Source organism: Embleya sp. NPDC055664 (assembly GCF_053618075.1).
In genome coordinates this window covers 19,863-34,707 of sequence record NZ_JBSHGZ010000064.1, presented here as the reverse complement: position 1 = coordinate 34,707, position 14,845 = coordinate 19,863, and the positions used below count along the sequence as shown (strand labels likewise).

Sequence of the window (14,845 nt, the reverse complement as noted above, 5' to 3'; positions counted from 1 at the left end):
GCTACCTCGCCGCCCTCCATCTTCGCGCCGCGATGATCTGGCTCAACGCCCTCACCCACACCACTCATTGATCACGACTGGATACGCGGCCTAGGACGGGGGCTCGGCGGCGGCCCCGGACGCGGACGCTCCGCCGACCGAGGCAAACACCGCCTCCAGTACGTCCCGCCCTTCCCGATCGAACGCCACCAACCGCACCCGCTCCACGGCACTCGACGCCCCACGATCGTCGCCACCGCGATCCGCGCGGCCTCCGCCGCCGGAAATCCGTACACGCCAGTGGCGATCGCCGGGAACGCCACGCTCCGCGCGCCCAGTTCGTCCGCGACCTCGAGGCAACGCCGATAGCAGGAGGCCAGGATCTCGGCCTCGCCGAAGTCGCCGCCCTCCCAGACCGGCCCCACGGTGTGGATCACGTGGCGCACCGGCGGATACAGGTCGAAGGCCGGCGTCGCCATCGCGTCGCCCGGGTCGCACGCCCCGATCTCGGCCCCCGCGGCCGCGAGCCGTCGACCCGCCGCCCGGTGGATCGCCCCGTCCACGCCACCGCCACCCGGCAACGACTCGTTCGCGGCGGTCACGATGGCATCGGTGTCCTGGAGCGTGATGTCACCCCGCACGATCTCGATCACAGTCATGGCCCGATCATGCCGGCGGCCTCCCGGGCGGCGGCGGATCGGGAAGTCGACCGGTGGGCGGGTGAGTTGGGCATTCCGGTGCGCCGAGGCGGTAATCAGCTCTCGTGGTACGGGAGTTGTGGGGCCAGGTCGTGGAAGTCCTCCTCCCAGCGGTTTCGGGTGTAGCGGCGGCCGACCGGGGTTTCCCACCACAACAGGTCCTTGGCCAGGCGCACGTGGTCCAAGGCGATCCGCCGGCGGCCCAGTTCGGCCATCAACGGGTGCAGGCGGGTGGAGAGTTCGTCCAGGGTCTCGGCCTCGACCGCGCCGTCGAAGCGGGTGCGTTCGCGGCGTTGCACCAAGGTGTGGTCGGGCGCGATCAGTCGGGCCAGGTCACGGCAGGCGGCGCCGATCGAGGTGCCGTCCGGGCGGTGCAGGCCGCCGGCGATGGAGCCCTGGTGCACCGCGTACAGCGCGACCGCGTGCCGCACGGCCCGGGCGGCCAGGCCGCGTTCGAGGGTGACGGGCAGGTGGACGGTGATCGCCTCCACGGCGGGCACGGGCGGCTCCGCCGCCGCGGCCGGCAGGAATCGGGCGGCCAACCGGCGATCGCCGTGGATCCGCGCCAGGAACGTATGCAACGCGTGCTCCCACGGCGCCCAATACGCGGAGACGCGCGGAATCGGCGGCGCGGTCATCGTGGTCGATTCGTCGTGAGGTGCATGATCGATTCCTCGGGGTCGACGCCCGGACGGGCGCCGGGGCGGGCGGGTGCGGTCATCCATCGGAACGGACTCGGAACGGACTCGGAACGGACCGGGAAGTGCCCGCCCCGGTGCATCCCCACGCCCGGGCGGTCCCGCTCCATCACCGTTATGACGAATCAGGCCCCCGTTTTGTGACGGACGGTCATAGGCCGGGCCCGCCGCGCCGGACGCCCGCCCGGTGTGCTTCGCACGACGTTCGTAAAGTGTTCAGCGCGCCGCCGCCGATGTGCCCCATGCTTCGATCCGAGGGCGAGTGCGCCGCTCGCCGCCGATCCCCGAGCAAAGGACTGGCCATCGTGCGAAAGTGTTTGCCTGGAAGAGTGCAACTCGTCGTAGCCGCACTGTCGTTCGTCGCCCTCGGACTATCGGGCGCGCCGGCGTCCGCCCAAACGCAGACACAGCCGCAGGCACAGGCCGCCGGGCAGGCCGTGGTACGGATCAACGAGATCGAGTCGAACGGCGGCACCCCGGGCGACTGGGTCGAGTTGGTCAACACCGGCTCGGCCGCGGCGGATCTGTCCGGGTGGGTCGTCAAGGACAACGACGACGCGCACACTTACCCGATCGCCGCCGGCACCTCGCTGCCCGCCGGCGGCTACCTGGCGCTCGACGTCGAGCCGTCCTTCGGTCTCGGCAGCTCCGACTCGGCCCGGCTGTTCGGGCCCGGCGGCACCACCCTCGTCGACTCGTACACGTGGACCGCGCACGCCGGCACGACGTACGGCCGCTGCGCCGACGGCACCGGCTCGTTCACCACCACCACCGCACCGACCAAGGGCGCGCCGAACTCGTGCCCCACCTCGTGGGCCGGCTGGCCCGGCGGCAGCACCGTCACCGTCGCCGACGGCTCCAACGTGTTCGGCACCAACCTCAGCGGCCTCTCCTTCCAGGACGCCGGCGTGTTGTGGGCGGTGAAGAACGGTCCGGGCACGCTGTACCGCCTCGTGCCGGACACCGGCGGCAAGTGGCGCCCGGATCCGACCGGCGGCTGGGCCTCGGGCAAGGCGCTGAACTACCGCAACGGCAGCGGCGATCCCGACGCGGAGGGCGTGACCTTCACCCCCGACGGCCTGTTCGTCGCCACCGAGCGCGACAACGACGACAGCGGCGTCAGCCTGCCGAAGATCGCCCGCTTCGACACCTCCTCGACGGCCGGCGCACTGAACGCGACCGCCGAGTGGAACCTGACCGCCGACCTGCCCGCGGTGGAGGCCAACAGCGGCCTGGAGGGCATCACCTGGATCCCCGACACCTTCCTCACCGGACACGGCTTCCGGGACGAACACACCGGCGCGGCCTACAACCCGGCCGCCTACCCCGACCACGGGAGCGGATTGTTCTTCGTCGGCCTGGAGGCCAACGGCACGGTGTACGCCTACGCACTCGACCGGACCGGCGGCGGATACCACCGCGTCGCCACCTTCGCGAGCGGCTTCCCGGCGGTCATGGAGCTGCAGTTCGAGCCGGCGACCGGCCGGCTGTGGGCGGTCTGCGACAACACCTGCCAGGGCCGCAGCACCACCCTCGGCATCGACGCCCAGGGCCGGTTCGCGATAACCGCCGGGTACAACCGACCCACGGGGTTGTCGAACTACAACAACGAGGGCTTCGCCATCGCCCCGCAGACGGCCTGCGTGTCCGGCCACAAGCCCGTCGTCTGGTCCGACGACGACAACGACGGCGGCCACGCACTGCGCGCGGGCACGCTGAACTGCACGCCGTAGCGGACGCGGAACGCGGCGCGGGTGGTCTCGGTACGAAGAGGTACCGAGAGACCACCCGCCCCGCGCCGTCGGCGGACTCAGCGCTCTCCGGACGCACCCTCCGGAGCGGCGGCGGAGGGCACCGACGCGGGCACGGTCGCCGAGTCGGCGCCGGCGTCCGCAGTCGGCGCGGCATCGCCGGCGGTCGCCGCCGCGGGAGTCGCGTCGCGCCGGTCGCGCCGGCTGCGGCGGATACCCTCGGCCATCGCCGCCACGGCGATCAACACCAGCCCACCCTCGGGGAGTTCGCCCAGGCGCGTGGCCAGGGTGGTCTCGCTGCGCAGCGGCACGGTCGCGTTGAGCACCGTACGCGTCCACGGGTCCGTGGACTTCACGATCGTGCCGTCGGGGGCGATGACCGCACTGATCCCGGTGGTGGAGGCGACCAGTACCGACCGGCCGTGTTCGACGGCGCGCAGCCGGGACATGGCCAACTGCTGCTTCGGCTCGGCGAGGCTGCCGTTGCGCATGTAGGTGGCGTTGTTGGTGGGTACGGCGAGGAGGTTGGCGCCGGTGCGGACCGCGCCGCGGACCTGGCCGTCGTAGGCGACCTCGTAGCAGATCGAGGAGGCCAGGTGGATCGGGCCGACGTCCAGGCGCACCGGTCCGGAGCCGGCGACGAAGTCGCGCGGGATCAGCTGGAGATCGCCGAGGCCGCCGATCAGGTCGCGCAGCGGGATGTACTCGCCGAACGGCACCAGCTGCTGCTTGGCGTAGTACCGACCCGGGCCGGTGTCGGGGAACCACAGCAGGCTGGTGTTGCGGATCCGGTCGTGGGAGGCGTCGAGGATGGCGCCCACCACGATCGGCGCGCCGACCTCGCGGGCGGCGAGCGAGATGCCCTCGCGCAGGCCGACGTCGGTGCGCGGGTCGCGGTCGGTGGCGTTCTCGGGCCACAGGACCAGGTCGGGCTGCGGGGCCTTGCCGAGCTTGATGTCGCGGGCCAGCTCGCGGGTGGCGGCGATGTGATTCTCCGCGACCTGCTGGACTCGGGCCTGCTCCTCCATGTTGCGGGCACGCGGCACGTTGCCCTGGACGACGGCCACCTTCGCGGTGCGCTCGCCGTGCGTACTCGGCAGCAGGAACACCCCGCTCGACGCGAGCGCACCGGCCACCACGAGACCCGCCCCGAACCGGACGCGGTACGCGCGGGGCGCGGTGAGCAGCGCGGCCAGGAAGGCGGCGGTCAGCGCGACGACGGCACTCACGCCGGGAGCGCCGGCCACGGAGGCCCAGCCCAGGGTCGGCGCGTCGGCCTGACTGAAGCCGAGCCGCCCCCACGGAAAGCCGCCGAGCGGGACCCGGGAGCGCACCGCCTCCGTGGTCACCCACCAGCAGGCCGCCCACAGCGGCCATCCGGGCAGCCGGGCGAAGGTCGGCACGGCGCAGCACAGCAGTCCGAGCAGCAACGCCTGGGCCACGCTCAACGCCAGCCACGGCAGGATGCCCAGGTTGGTCAGCCACCACAGCAGCGGAATGAAGAACGTCAGCCCGAACAACGTCCCGAGCCGGAACGCAACCTTGGCCCGCCGATGCCGAATGGCGGCCAACAACAGCGCCGGCCCGACGGCCGCGGCGGGCCACAACCCGACCGGCGGAAACGCGAGCGCGAGCAACAGCCCACCGGAGGCCGCCATGATCGCCCCGGCCCAGGCCCGCAACCGCCGCTGCACCGCACCCCGAACCTGAACCTGAACCGCCGTCATGCCGCCCACCCGACCCGAAGCTCCGAGCGACCGAAGGCCGCGGACAACGGCCATCCGTCGTCGAATCCCCCGACGAACACGGGCAGCGGAACCTTCCCGACCGGAACCGACATCGGCGTCTCCTCGGCTGAACTCGGGGCGGCGCGTAGGGCGATCCGCGGAAAGAACTGAACAAACAGGCAGGCAAGCCGATCAACGACGACATCCACACCGAGCAGGCCCGGAACCTGTCCGAAGGGGGCGCCTGCCGCCCGCAACGACCCCGGGCGGGAGAAGGCCCGGCGGGGAGCGTGGCGGCGGGCGCTCCCGCCGTGCGTCTCAGCCACGGAGCACCCCTGCGGGTATGGCCGCGTCGGCGGCATCGTCGGCGTCGTCGGCGTCCCCGACCGGACGACCCCGGCGATCCGAGTGATCCGAGTGATCCGAGTGATCCGGGTCATCCGAGTGATCCGAGCCGTCTCGATCCGGCAAGCCGTCCGACGGCCGCTCCACCTCTGCCGGAGGCAGGAGCGCCGCGAGGTCGGCGAGCGCGTGGGCCAGCTTGGGGTCGGCCGGTTCGTACCGCACTCGGCGGCCCACCGCGACCGTGCGTACCAGCCCGCAGTCCCGCAGGCGTGAGAGGTGGTTGGACACGTTCCCCCGGGTCAGCCCCAGCCGCTCGGCCAGTTCCGACGGGTACGCGGGCGCCGCCAACAGCGCCAGCAACAACCGGCGCCGGCTCTCGTCCGCGAGCGCGGTCCCCACCCGGGCCAGCGCGGCGGCATCCACCACGACGGCCGGCCCGTCCTCTTCGTACGTATGCACGCGTAGACGTTACAGCACGCACTGAATCAAGCAACCACTGAATCGAACATTCGACCGCCCCATCCAACCGGACAGGCCCCGAGCCCGGCACACCGCCGCCTCGGCCCGCGTTGTACCCGGCCACGAAGTCGTGTGGGAGATTTCGGCGTCGCCGACAACGCACCGCACCCGGTGGCTTCCTAGCGTGTGGCCATGACGCGAACCGCCGGGCCACCGTCCCAGACCCACGACCTCGTGCTGCGCGGTGGTCGGGTACTCGACCCCGAGACCGGGCACGACGCACTCGCCGACGTGGGGGTGACCGGCGGCACGATCACCGCCGTGTCCGCGCGCCCGCTGGTCGGCCGGCGCACCGTCGACGTGCGCGGCCTCGTGGTCGCGCCCGGCTTCATCGACATGCACAGCCACTCGCACGACGTGGCCGGCCACCGGCTCCAGGCCATGGACGGCGTGACCACCGCGCTCGACCTCGAGGCCGGCCTCTCGCCCGTCGACGAGGGCTACCGCCAGGCCGCCGCCGAGGGCCGTCCGCTCAACTACGGCTTCTCCGCGTCGTGGTGCCAGGCCCGGATGGCGGCCGTCGGCGGTCTTCCGCACGGCGGCGGCATGCACGTCGCCCTCGGCCTGCTCGGCAACCCCGCCTGGCAGGGCGAGGCCACCGGGACCCAGGTCGACGAGATGCTCGAACTCCTCCGCCTCGACCTCGCCGCCGGCGCCCTCGGGATCGGCGTCGTGGTCGGCTACGCGCCGCGGGTCCGGCCGGAGGAGTACCTGGCCGTCTCCCGCCTGGCCGCCGAATCGGGCCGCCCCACCTACACGCACGCCCGGGACCTGGTCGAGCAGTTCCCGGACGTCGCGATCGACGGCGCGCAGGAGATCGCCCGCGCCGCGGCGGAGACCGGCGTACACGCGCACTTCTGCCACATCACCTCGACCTCGCGGCTGCACAGCGACAAGGTCATGCAGCTGATGGACGACACCCGTGCCGAGGGCGGCCGGATCTCCACCGAGGCGTACCCGTACGGCGCGGGCATGACCGCCATCGGCGCCGCCTTCCTCGCCCCCGAGCTGCTCGCCGCCACCGGCCTCACCCCCGACGGCATCGTCTACGCCGCCACCGGCGAGCGCATGGCGAACGCCGAACGGCTGCGCGAGGTGCGCGCCAAGGACCCGGCGGGACTGGCCATCGCGCACTTCCTCAACGAGGCCGACCCGTTCGAACAGGGCCTGATCGACCGGGCCCTGCTCCACCCCTCGACCGTGGTCGGCTCCGACGCGATGCCGCTGACCTGGACGAACGGCGAACCCGACCCGCTGGCCTGGCCGTTGCCCCCGACGGCGGTCACCCACCCGCGCACCGCGGGCACGTTCGCCAAGGTGCTGCGCCGCTACGTCCGCGAACTCGACGCGCTCACCCTCCTGGAAGCGGTCTCCCGCAGCAGCTTCGGGCCCGCCCGGATCCTCCAGGACAGCGTGCCCGCGATGCGCCGCAAGGGACGGGTGCAGGTCGGCTGCGACGCCGACCTGATCGTCTTCGACGCGGAGACGGTGACCGACCGGGCGACGTATGAGCACAGCACGCGTCCTTCGCTGGGCTTTGCACATGTCCTGGTCGGCGGCGTGCCGGTGGTCCAGGACGGGGCGTTGTGCCTGGACGCTTTGCCGGGGAGGCCGGTACGGGCGTGAGTCCGACAGGGGCGTGGCCGTCGGAGCGCGCGGGCCCCGGTCGCGGCGTGAGCCTGTCGGGGGGACGGACTCGTGTCCGCCGCTCTCCGCGCTGCGCGCGTCGATCCCGGGGGTGGTCCGGGTCGGGGGCGCTGACGCGCCGGTGGGGGTCAGGTCGGGTTGGGCCCGGTGGGTTGTGGGGTGGGGGCTTCGAGTAGGCCTGATGCGAGGGATTGGGCGTGGGTGTGGGCGGGGCAGGCGTGTGGGCCGAGGCCGTAGGGGGTCTCGGTGAGGTCGATCTCGATCATGGTGCCGTCCGGTGCCACCCGGCGGGTGCGGGGGACCGGGGGGTCGCTGCGGCCGGAGGCCAGGTGTGCGACCAGGGCCTTGGTCGCGTCGCACGCCTGGACGAGCAGGCCGATGCGGTTGGCGGTGGCCTCGTCGGCGACGCCGCCGCACACCCGGACCAGGCGCGCCACGGCCCGGTCCGCCTCGGCCGTGATCGCGGTGTGCGGCTGGTAGGCCGTCGCCACCACCGCGACGTCGGCGGCGATGCTCGCGGCGAGTTCGCCGGGCAGGCCCAGCGCTTCGGCCAACACCTCGACCGGCCCGCGGCCGTCCCGCGCGGCCCGCTCCCGGAGGTGCTGCGGATCGATCCGGTCCAGGTCGGCGACGACCAGGGCCCGCCGCCGCTCGTGCACGGCGCCGGCGCTGAATCGGGCGACCGTGGCGCGCAACCATGCGACGCCCGCAGGCGCTGCGTCGGGTACGACCGGCATCGTGTAGGCGGGATCGGTGAGCAGGGCGTGGTTTCGCGACGTCATGCGGCCATCGTGGCCCGGAAACACTTCGGCGGGCACCGAAACGACACCGGCCGGCGGTGGGTGGGGGCGGGCAGCGACCGGGCCCGTGGTACCCCTGCCCCACCCCGATCCGCCCGGATTCACCCCACCTCGGTCGGCCCCAGGGATGACCCCGACCCCGGACCTGAGTCCCGGTCAGGCATCGACGCCGGACCCCGGTCCCGGGTCGAGATCGTCTGCCGAACGGCCCGCCGAGGCCGCCGAAGGCGGTGAAATGGAACGGACGCTCCATACTCGCGCCCCGGCACCCGCGCGGCGCTCGCCCCGCACTACCACGCCCCGACCCGCCCCCGACCCCCACCCACCACGCTCACCGTCCACCTGCACAATCGAAGGAGACCCGAGCATGGGGTCCGATCACGGCCTGGCGGCGCCCCCCGCGCCGGCACCCGCCGCCGCACCGCGCGTGACGAAGGGTGTCGCGAGGCGCGATCCACGCGCACCCGCGCACCGCCGGCGCACCGTCCCGAAGCCCGGCGCCGCCGCCTGGCAGCGACTCCGGGCCAACCGTGCGATCGCCTTCCTGGTGCGGCACCGCGTGAACCTGCTCGTATCGCTGGCCGCCGGCGTGATCGACACCCTCGCCTACCTCATCCCGGACGAGGGCATGGAGCCCAGGCGCGTACCGGTCGGCATCGCGCTGGCCCTGGTGGCCGCCATGATCCTGCCCGCGCGGCGCCGGCATCCGATGCGCGTGCTCGCCGCGGTCGTCGTCACCCAGAGCTTCCTGGTCGTGATGACCACCGCGACCACACACTCCTACGGCGGCGCCCTTCTGGTCGCGCTGTACACCGTGGCCCGCTTCGGCAGTACCCGCGACCTCTGGATCGCCGGCTGCGGTGCGCTGGCCGTCCAGGCGCTGCGCGACTCGTACGACTCCGACACATTCGTCCAGATGGTCGGCGCCGACCTGCTGGCCACCCTCCTGATCGTCGGCGTCGGACTCGGCACCGCCAAGTGGCAGGGCCAGGTCGCGCTCAACCGGCAGTTGCTCGCCGATCGGGCCGTCACCGAGGAGCGCCGGCGGATCGCCCGGGAGTTGCACGACATCGTCGCGCACCACATCACCACGATGTACCTGATGTCCGGCGGCGCCCGGGCCACCCTCGAACGTCAGCCCGACACCGCCCGGGAGGCGCTGTTCACCCTGGAGTCGTCCGGGCGCGCCGCGCTGCGCGAGATGCGCCAACTGCTCGGCGTACTGCGCAGCGACGACGGTCCCGAGCAGGCACCTTCCGAGCCCCAGCCCGGGATGGACGACATCGACGGGCTGATCACCGAGTCCCGCGCGGCCGGCCTCCCGGTGGAGTACCGCGAGCACGGCGAGCGTGAACCGCTGCCCCCGGCCACGGGTCTGACGCTGTATCGGATCGTCCAGGAGGCGCTGACCAACACCCGCAAACACGCGGGCAACGCGCGCACGTGCGTCCAGGTTCGGCATCTGCCCGATCGCGTCCTGATCGAGGTGGTGGACGACGGCGCGGGCGACATCCCGGCGACCGGCGTGGTCGGCGGCTACGGCCTGACGGGCATGCGGGAGCGGGTGGCGCTGCACGGCGGCACGCTGGAGGTCGGCCCGTGCCCGGGCGGCGGATTCCGGGTGTTCGCGAGCGTGCCGCTGCCGCCGAAGGGCCCCGACTGGCGCGGCTGAACGGGCGCGACGGGGACGCGGAAACGCCGGGAGCACGACGGATACGTCCCGGAACGCCCGGGCTTGCCTACCACGCTGGTTGACGGTCGCGGCCCACCTCTGCATCCCTGGTACTCCCCGAATCCCCACCGAGCGTTTGACGCTCGGACACGCGTCGGTTGCCTACCGTCGTGCGCATACACCGGTGGGCGGTCGGTACCTGGGGGCCGCCGTCCCCCGGTGTGCCCGACCGGAGCTCACACGGGGGAGTTCCGTCCGCATCGAACCGTCGGCGCCGCCGGGTGCCGGTCTGCCGGCAGGCGCGGCGCAGACCGCCGCCCGCCGGGTCGACCGCCCGGCCGGGTGGTCCCGACGGCTTCGGCGGTCCCGCCGGCCCGCCGGCTCCCGGGCGCAGGCCGTGGCGTACCGGATGTCGGGGGCGGGGGCCGCGTGCCGGGAAATCGGGCTCACGACTGGACCGTTCGGCGCTCCGAGGGGGGTCGGCGGAGGCTGTGAGGTTGATGTGAGTACGTCCGACGATGTAGCGCGTGGGGTCCTGGCAGCGGTTCGGGCCGAGGACGAGGAGGCGTTCGTACGACTGGCGGAGTACCACCGCAACGATCTGCGCGTGCACTGCTATCTCATGCTCGGCTCGTGCACCGACGCCGAGGACGTCCTCGACCGGACCCTGCTGCGGGCCTGGCGGGCGCGCCGGGGGTTCACCGGGCACGCGCCGTTCCGGTCGTGGCTGTACCGGATCGCCACCAACGCGTGCCTGGACGCGCCGGCCTCTTTGGCGCAGTGCCGACGGGAGATCGCGATCGCCACGAACGGCGCGGGTGAACCGGTGCATTCGGCCCTCGCCGAGGTCACCTGGCTCCAGCCCCTCCCGGACGAACTCGAGGGCGGGGCCGCCGCCGACCGCGACACCGTCGACCCGGCCTTCGTGGCCGTACTCCAGCACCTACCGCCCCGCCAACGCGCCACGCTGATCCTGCGCGACGTCGTGCACTGGCCGGCCGCGGACACCGCCGACACGCTGGGTATGAACGTCGCGGGCGTCAAGAGCGCCCTGCAACGGGCCCGACGAACCCTGCGCGAGGAACTGCCCGACCGCGACGCGGCGAATCGCGACCGGCCGACCGGGCCCGACGCCGCCGAACTCACCTGCCTGGAGCGCTACGTCACCGCGTCCCGCCGGGCCGACCCGGCGGCACTGGCCGCGCTGCTGCACGCGGACGCCCGCCAGGCGATCCCCCCGGCCCGGCTCGTGTACACCGGCCGCCGCACCATCGTGGAGATGCGCCGGCCCATCCCCACCGACGCCCCCGGGCATGCCGACCGCGAGGCGCTGCCGCTGGCGATGAACCGCCGACCCGCGGTGGGCCACTACGTCCGCCGGCCGGGGTTGGGCGTGTTCACCGCGACGACCCTCGACGTACTGCGCATCGACAACGGCCTGATCACCGAAATCATCACCTTCGGCCCGGAACTGCTCACCACGATCGGCCTCGGCACAATCCCGGACATCACCGCCGCCAACCACGAGTGCGCCGGCCGCGTCGCCGGCCACTGACCAGGCCCGCGCGCCGAGGCGTCCTCGTCAGACCTCGTATTCGATGCCGTGCGGAGCCGCGATCGGGTTGATCCGGCCCGGGTCGAGCGCGCCGTCGGCATGCAGCACGTCGGGGCCGGCCTCGAACATGTCCTCCAGAAAACACTCCCACCCGCCGGGCGAGGACATCTGGAGCACCCGTGGCGGGGCCTGGCCGACCCGACTCAGCGCATGCGGAACTCCCTTGGGCAGGAGGACGAACGACCCCGCCGGCACGGAGGTGTCCTCGCCGTCGAAGTGCACTCCGAGTTCGCCCTCCAGCACGTAGATCAGTTCGTCGGCGCGGTGGTGGGTGTGCCGCGGGATGTCCCGAACCAGGGTCACCTCCAGTACCGACAGGCGTCCCTCGGTGTCCTCGGTCCGCGCCATCACCCGGAAGGGCGGCGGCAGCGGCACTCGCCCGGGTCGCCGCTCGCCCGGGTGGAGCTTGACGAATCGCTCGTCCGTCATGAGAAAGTCCCGTCTCTGGAAGGGGTACGGATGCGAGGAGCGGTCACCGATCGGGATCGGCGGCCGCCAACACCTCGGCCAGCCGGGTCAATGCGGCGACGACCGCCTCGCGGTCCTCGCCGAGCCCGGCCAGCAGTTCGACCTCGCGGGCCAACAGGCGCGGAAAGAGTGCGTCGACGGCGGCCCGACCCGAGTCGGTGATGACCACCTCCACGGACCGGCGATCCACCGCGCTGGGCGTACGTCGGATGTGACCGCGCTCCTCCAGCCGGGCCAGGCTCTTGCTCACCGCCACACGCGAGACGCCCAGATTCGCCGCGAGCCGCCGGGCGATCACCGGCCCGGGCGCGTGCCGGAGCGGAATGAGCAGATCCAGCTCCGGCGGCGTCACCGGCGCGGCCTCGTGCAGCGGACGCAACGCCCGTTCGTGCAACAGATGGATCCGCCGAATCAGCCCGACGATCTCCATCGGCGACGTATCCAGCCCGGGATGCTCCGCCGCCCACCGCGCCCGCACCTCCGCCAGGGAAAGCAGCACATCCACTCCCAACTGTTAACCAGTGAACAATAAATTTACAATACCGAACTCGTACGGCGGGAAATGCCGGAACCCTGGTTGACGCCCGCCCGATCCACGACTCTCATCTACCGAAGGGCCGTTCGGGCAGGCAGAGAGGACGCCGTGGACCCCTCGACCGCTCGATTCGGGCGTCAGGGCAGTCGTTGGGCGATGCCGTCCAGGAAGACGTCCAGGCCGTAGGCGAAGCGTTCCGCCGGGTCGGCGCCGACCAGCGCCGACATCGCCTTCTCGAACGCGGCGGACTCCTCGGGCCCCGCGGCGGCCCGGCGCGTGGCCCAGTCGTCGGATTCGGCCAGGCGGGACTGGGCCTGCTCCTCGATGGTGTGGCCCAGGACGTAGTAGAACATCGCGAACGTGATCCACCCGGCCTGTTCCGGGGCGAGGCCCGCGCGGCACAGCACCTCCACCGCCAACCGGCCCGTGGAGTTGGTGTTGACGTCCGGCACGTAGGTGCCCGCGACCACCCGCGCGCCGTCCCGCCGGGAGAGCAGCGCGCCGCGCAACCGGCCGCCGAGCAGCCGCAGTTGCTCGTCCCAGGGCGCCTCCGGCAACGGCGCCGCGACACCTTCGAGCAGCTGCTCCGCCATCGCGTCGAGCAGCGCCTCCTTGCTCGGGAAGTGCCGGTACATCGCCCCCGCCTGCACATTCAGCGCGGTACCGAGTTTGCGCATGGTGAGGCCGTCCAGCCCCTCGGCGTCGAGCAGGTCGAGCGCGCCCTTGACCACATCCGGCCGTCGCAACATCGAGAACTCCCGCTTCCGTGCCGTTGACAGCACTCGTGATCCGATCCTAACGTGAACAACGTTCACTGTGAACATCGTTCACGGTGAACGGCGTTTCCATCTGCCTCCATGCTATCCACCACTCCCAGGAGTCCCCATGGCGAACAGTCCCGGTCGACCGGACGCCGCGCCCCCGCTCGCGAAACCCGCCCCACGCCCGACCCGCCCGGCCCGGCGCGACGTGATCGCCCTGGTCGCCTGCGTGGCGCAGTTCATGGTCGTGCTCGACTCGACCATCGTCACCGTGGCCCTGCCGGACCTGCGGGCCTCGCTCGACCTGAGCGACACCGGGCAGCAGTGGGTGGTCAACGCCTACCTGATCACCCTCGGCGGCCTGCTCGTGGTCGCCGCCCGCGCGGGCGACCTGTTCGGCCGCAAGAGGATGTTCCAGACCGGCCTGCTGATCTTCACCGCCGCCGGCGTGCTCGGCGGCGTGGCGCAGGACACCACTACCCTCCTGGTGGCCCGGGTCGCCCAGGGGCTCGGCGCCGCCGCGCTCGCCTCGAACGGCCTGAGCCTGATCGCCGCCGGCTACGCCCACGACCCGATCCGCCGCGGCCGGGCGCTGACCCTGTGGAGCCTGACCGGCGGTGTCGCCGCCGCGGCCGGACTGGTCCTGGGCGGGGTGCTGACCCAGCAGTTCGGCTGGCGCTGGGTTTTCCTGGTCAACGCACCCGTCGGCGTCGCGCTGCTGCTCACCGCCGGCCTCGGCCTCGCGCCCACCCCGGCGGCCGACCCCGGCGAGCGGCGCCGGATCGACGTCGGCGGCGCGCTCGCCGTCACCGGCGCCACCGGCCTGTTCGGCTACGCCGTCTCCCGTACCACCACCCACTCGTGGACCTCGCCGGGCGTCCTGGGCACGTTCGCCGGCGCCGCACTGTGCACCGTCGCGTTCGTCCTGATCGAACGTGCCGCGGCCCGCCCCCTGGTGCCGCTGAAGATGTGGCGGCTGCCCGCGCTGTGCTTCGGCAACCTGATGATGCTCGTGCTGGGCTCCGCGATGACCGCCACGCTCTACTTCATGTCCCTCTACCTCCAGGGCATCCTCGGCTACGGGGCGCTGCGCGCGGGCGGGGCGATGGTGCCGCTGACCGTGACGATGCTCGCCGCCGGGATGGCCGCGCATCGCCTGATCGCCGTGCTCGGCCCGCGCGCGCTGCTGGCCGGCGGCGCGGTGACGGCGGCCGTGGGTGTGCTGTTCCTGGCCTGGCTCCCGGCCGACGGCGGCTTCCCGGTGCGCTTTGTGATCGGCTCGGTCGTGGCCGGCGCCGGGGTGGGCCTGATGTTGCTGCCCGTCACCGTCGCCGCGACGGCCGGCATCGAGGCCCGCGACGCGGGCGCCGCGTCCGGTCTGCTCAACACCGCCCGCCAACTCGGCGGCGCGCTCGGCCTGGCCGTACTGGTGACCGTCGCCGCCCAGGACTCCGCGACCGACCCGGCCGCCGTGCTGGACGGTTACCACACCGCATTCGCGGTCGACGGCTTCCTCATCCTGCTCGTCGTCCCGCCGGCCCTGCTCCTGCCCCGCCCCCCGCGTCCCTGACGCCCGAAGTCGCCCTCCCCGCCGGGGTCACACCCGCGCCGACACGTCACCCGGATCGCA

At 72.9% G+C, this 14,845-nt stretch carries 11 protein-coding genes and 2 pseudogenes; 5 read left to right on the top strand and 8 right to left on the bottom strand.

The window, feature by feature from the left end; translation table 11 throughout:
• Positions 1-90: 90 nt before the first annotated feature.
• Both ACWGR4_RS46875 and casB read right to left on the bottom strand, forming a co-directional pair.
• A pseudogene (locus tag ACWGR4_RS46875) lies at positions 91-638 on the bottom strand (macro domain-containing protein).
• A gap of 95 nt (positions 639-733) precedes the next feature.
• The gene (gene casB / locus ACWGR4_RS46870) at positions 734-1,315 is read right to left on the bottom strand and encodes a type I-E CRISPR-associated protein Cse2/CasB (protein WP_452133116.1); all 582 of its coding nucleotides are present in this window, start codon (positions 1,313-1,315) and stop codon (positions 734-736) included.
• 389 nt (positions 1,316-1,704) lie between these two features.
• On the opposite strand from casB, the gene ACWGR4_RS46865 reads away from it, so the two are divergent.
• The gene (locus ACWGR4_RS46865; RefSeq protein WP_452133115.1) at positions 1,705-3,108 is read left to right on the top strand and encodes a lamin tail domain-containing protein; all 1,404 of its coding nucleotides are present in this window, start codon (positions 1,705-1,707) and stop codon (positions 3,106-3,108) included.
• Between the two features lie 77 nt (positions 3,109-3,185).
• Here ACWGR4_RS46865 and lnt read toward each other — a convergent pair whose 3' ends face one another.
• Positions 3,186-4,853: an apolipoprotein N-acyltransferase gene (lnt, locus tag ACWGR4_RS46860; RefSeq protein ID WP_452133114.1), complete on the bottom strand. Its 1,668-nt coding sequence runs from the start codon at positions 4,851-4,853 to the stop codon at positions 3,186-3,188.
• Positions 4,854-5,336: 483 nt separating this feature from the next.
• Positions 5,337-5,657 (bottom strand): annotated as a pseudogene (locus ACWGR4_RS46855) (helix-turn-helix domain-containing protein); the annotation flags it as partial.
• A gap of 192 nt (positions 5,658-5,849) precedes the next feature.
• On the opposite strand from ACWGR4_RS46855, the gene ACWGR4_RS46850 reads away from it, so the two are divergent.
• A complete protein-coding gene (locus tag ACWGR4_RS46850; protein ID WP_452133113.1) occupies positions 5,850-7,343 on the top strand; it encodes an amidohydrolase family protein in 1,494 nt (497 codons plus the stop codon).
• 149 nt (positions 7,344-7,492) lie between these two features.
• Here ACWGR4_RS46850 and ACWGR4_RS46845 read toward each other — a convergent pair whose 3' ends face one another.
• Positions 7,493-8,146 (bottom strand): hypothetical protein, encoded by a 654-nt coding sequence (locus tag ACWGR4_RS46845; protein ID WP_452133112.1) that lies wholly within the window; start codon positions 8,144-8,146, stop codon positions 7,493-7,495.
• A 385-nt stretch (positions 8,147-8,531) separates the two neighbouring features.
• Between ACWGR4_RS46845 and ACWGR4_RS46840 the strand changes: the two genes are divergently transcribed.
• Together ACWGR4_RS46840 and ACWGR4_RS46835 are read left to right on the top strand one after the other, a co-directional pair.
• Entirely contained in the window at positions 8,532-9,836 is a 1,305-nt protein-coding gene (locus ACWGR4_RS46840) for a sensor histidine kinase (protein WP_380009537.1), read from the top strand.
• 502 nt (positions 9,837-10,338) lie between these two features.
• Positions 10,339-11,391 carry an RNA polymerase subunit sigma-70 gene (locus ACWGR4_RS46835; protein ID WP_452133111.1) on the top strand — a complete coding sequence of 351 codons (1,053 nt, stop codon included), beginning with the start codon at positions 10,339-10,341 and terminating at the stop codon, positions 11,389-11,391.
• 27 nt (positions 11,392-11,418) lie between these two features.
• Here the strand turns inward: ACWGR4_RS46835 and ACWGR4_RS46830 are convergent, their stop codons facing one another.
• From ACWGR4_RS46830 to ACWGR4_RS46820, 3 genes are all read right to left on the bottom strand, one after another.
• Positions 11,419-11,880, bottom strand: a complete 462-nt coding sequence (locus tag ACWGR4_RS46830; protein WP_380009543.1) for a cupin domain-containing protein — start codon at positions 11,878-11,880, stop codon at positions 11,419-11,421.
• Between the two features lie 43 nt (positions 11,881-11,923).
• Entirely contained in the window at positions 11,924-12,418 is a 495-nt protein-coding gene (locus ACWGR4_RS46825) for a MarR family winged helix-turn-helix transcriptional regulator (protein ID WP_452133110.1), read from the bottom strand.
• A 173-nt stretch (positions 12,419-12,591) separates the two neighbouring features.
• The gene (locus tag ACWGR4_RS46820; RefSeq protein ID WP_380009549.1) at positions 12,592-13,203 is read right to left on the bottom strand and encodes a TetR/AcrR family transcriptional regulator C-terminal domain-containing protein; all 612 of its coding nucleotides are present in this window, start codon (positions 13,201-13,203) and stop codon (positions 12,592-12,594) included.
• Between the two features lie 136 nt (positions 13,204-13,339).
• Between ACWGR4_RS46820 and ACWGR4_RS46815 the strand changes: the two genes are divergently transcribed.
• Positions 13,340-14,785 carry an MFS transporter gene (locus ACWGR4_RS46815; protein WP_452133109.1) on the top strand — a complete coding sequence of 482 codons (1,446 nt, stop codon included), beginning with the start codon at positions 13,340-13,342 and terminating at the stop codon, positions 14,783-14,785.
• Positions 14,786-14,845 lie beyond the last annotated feature (60 nt).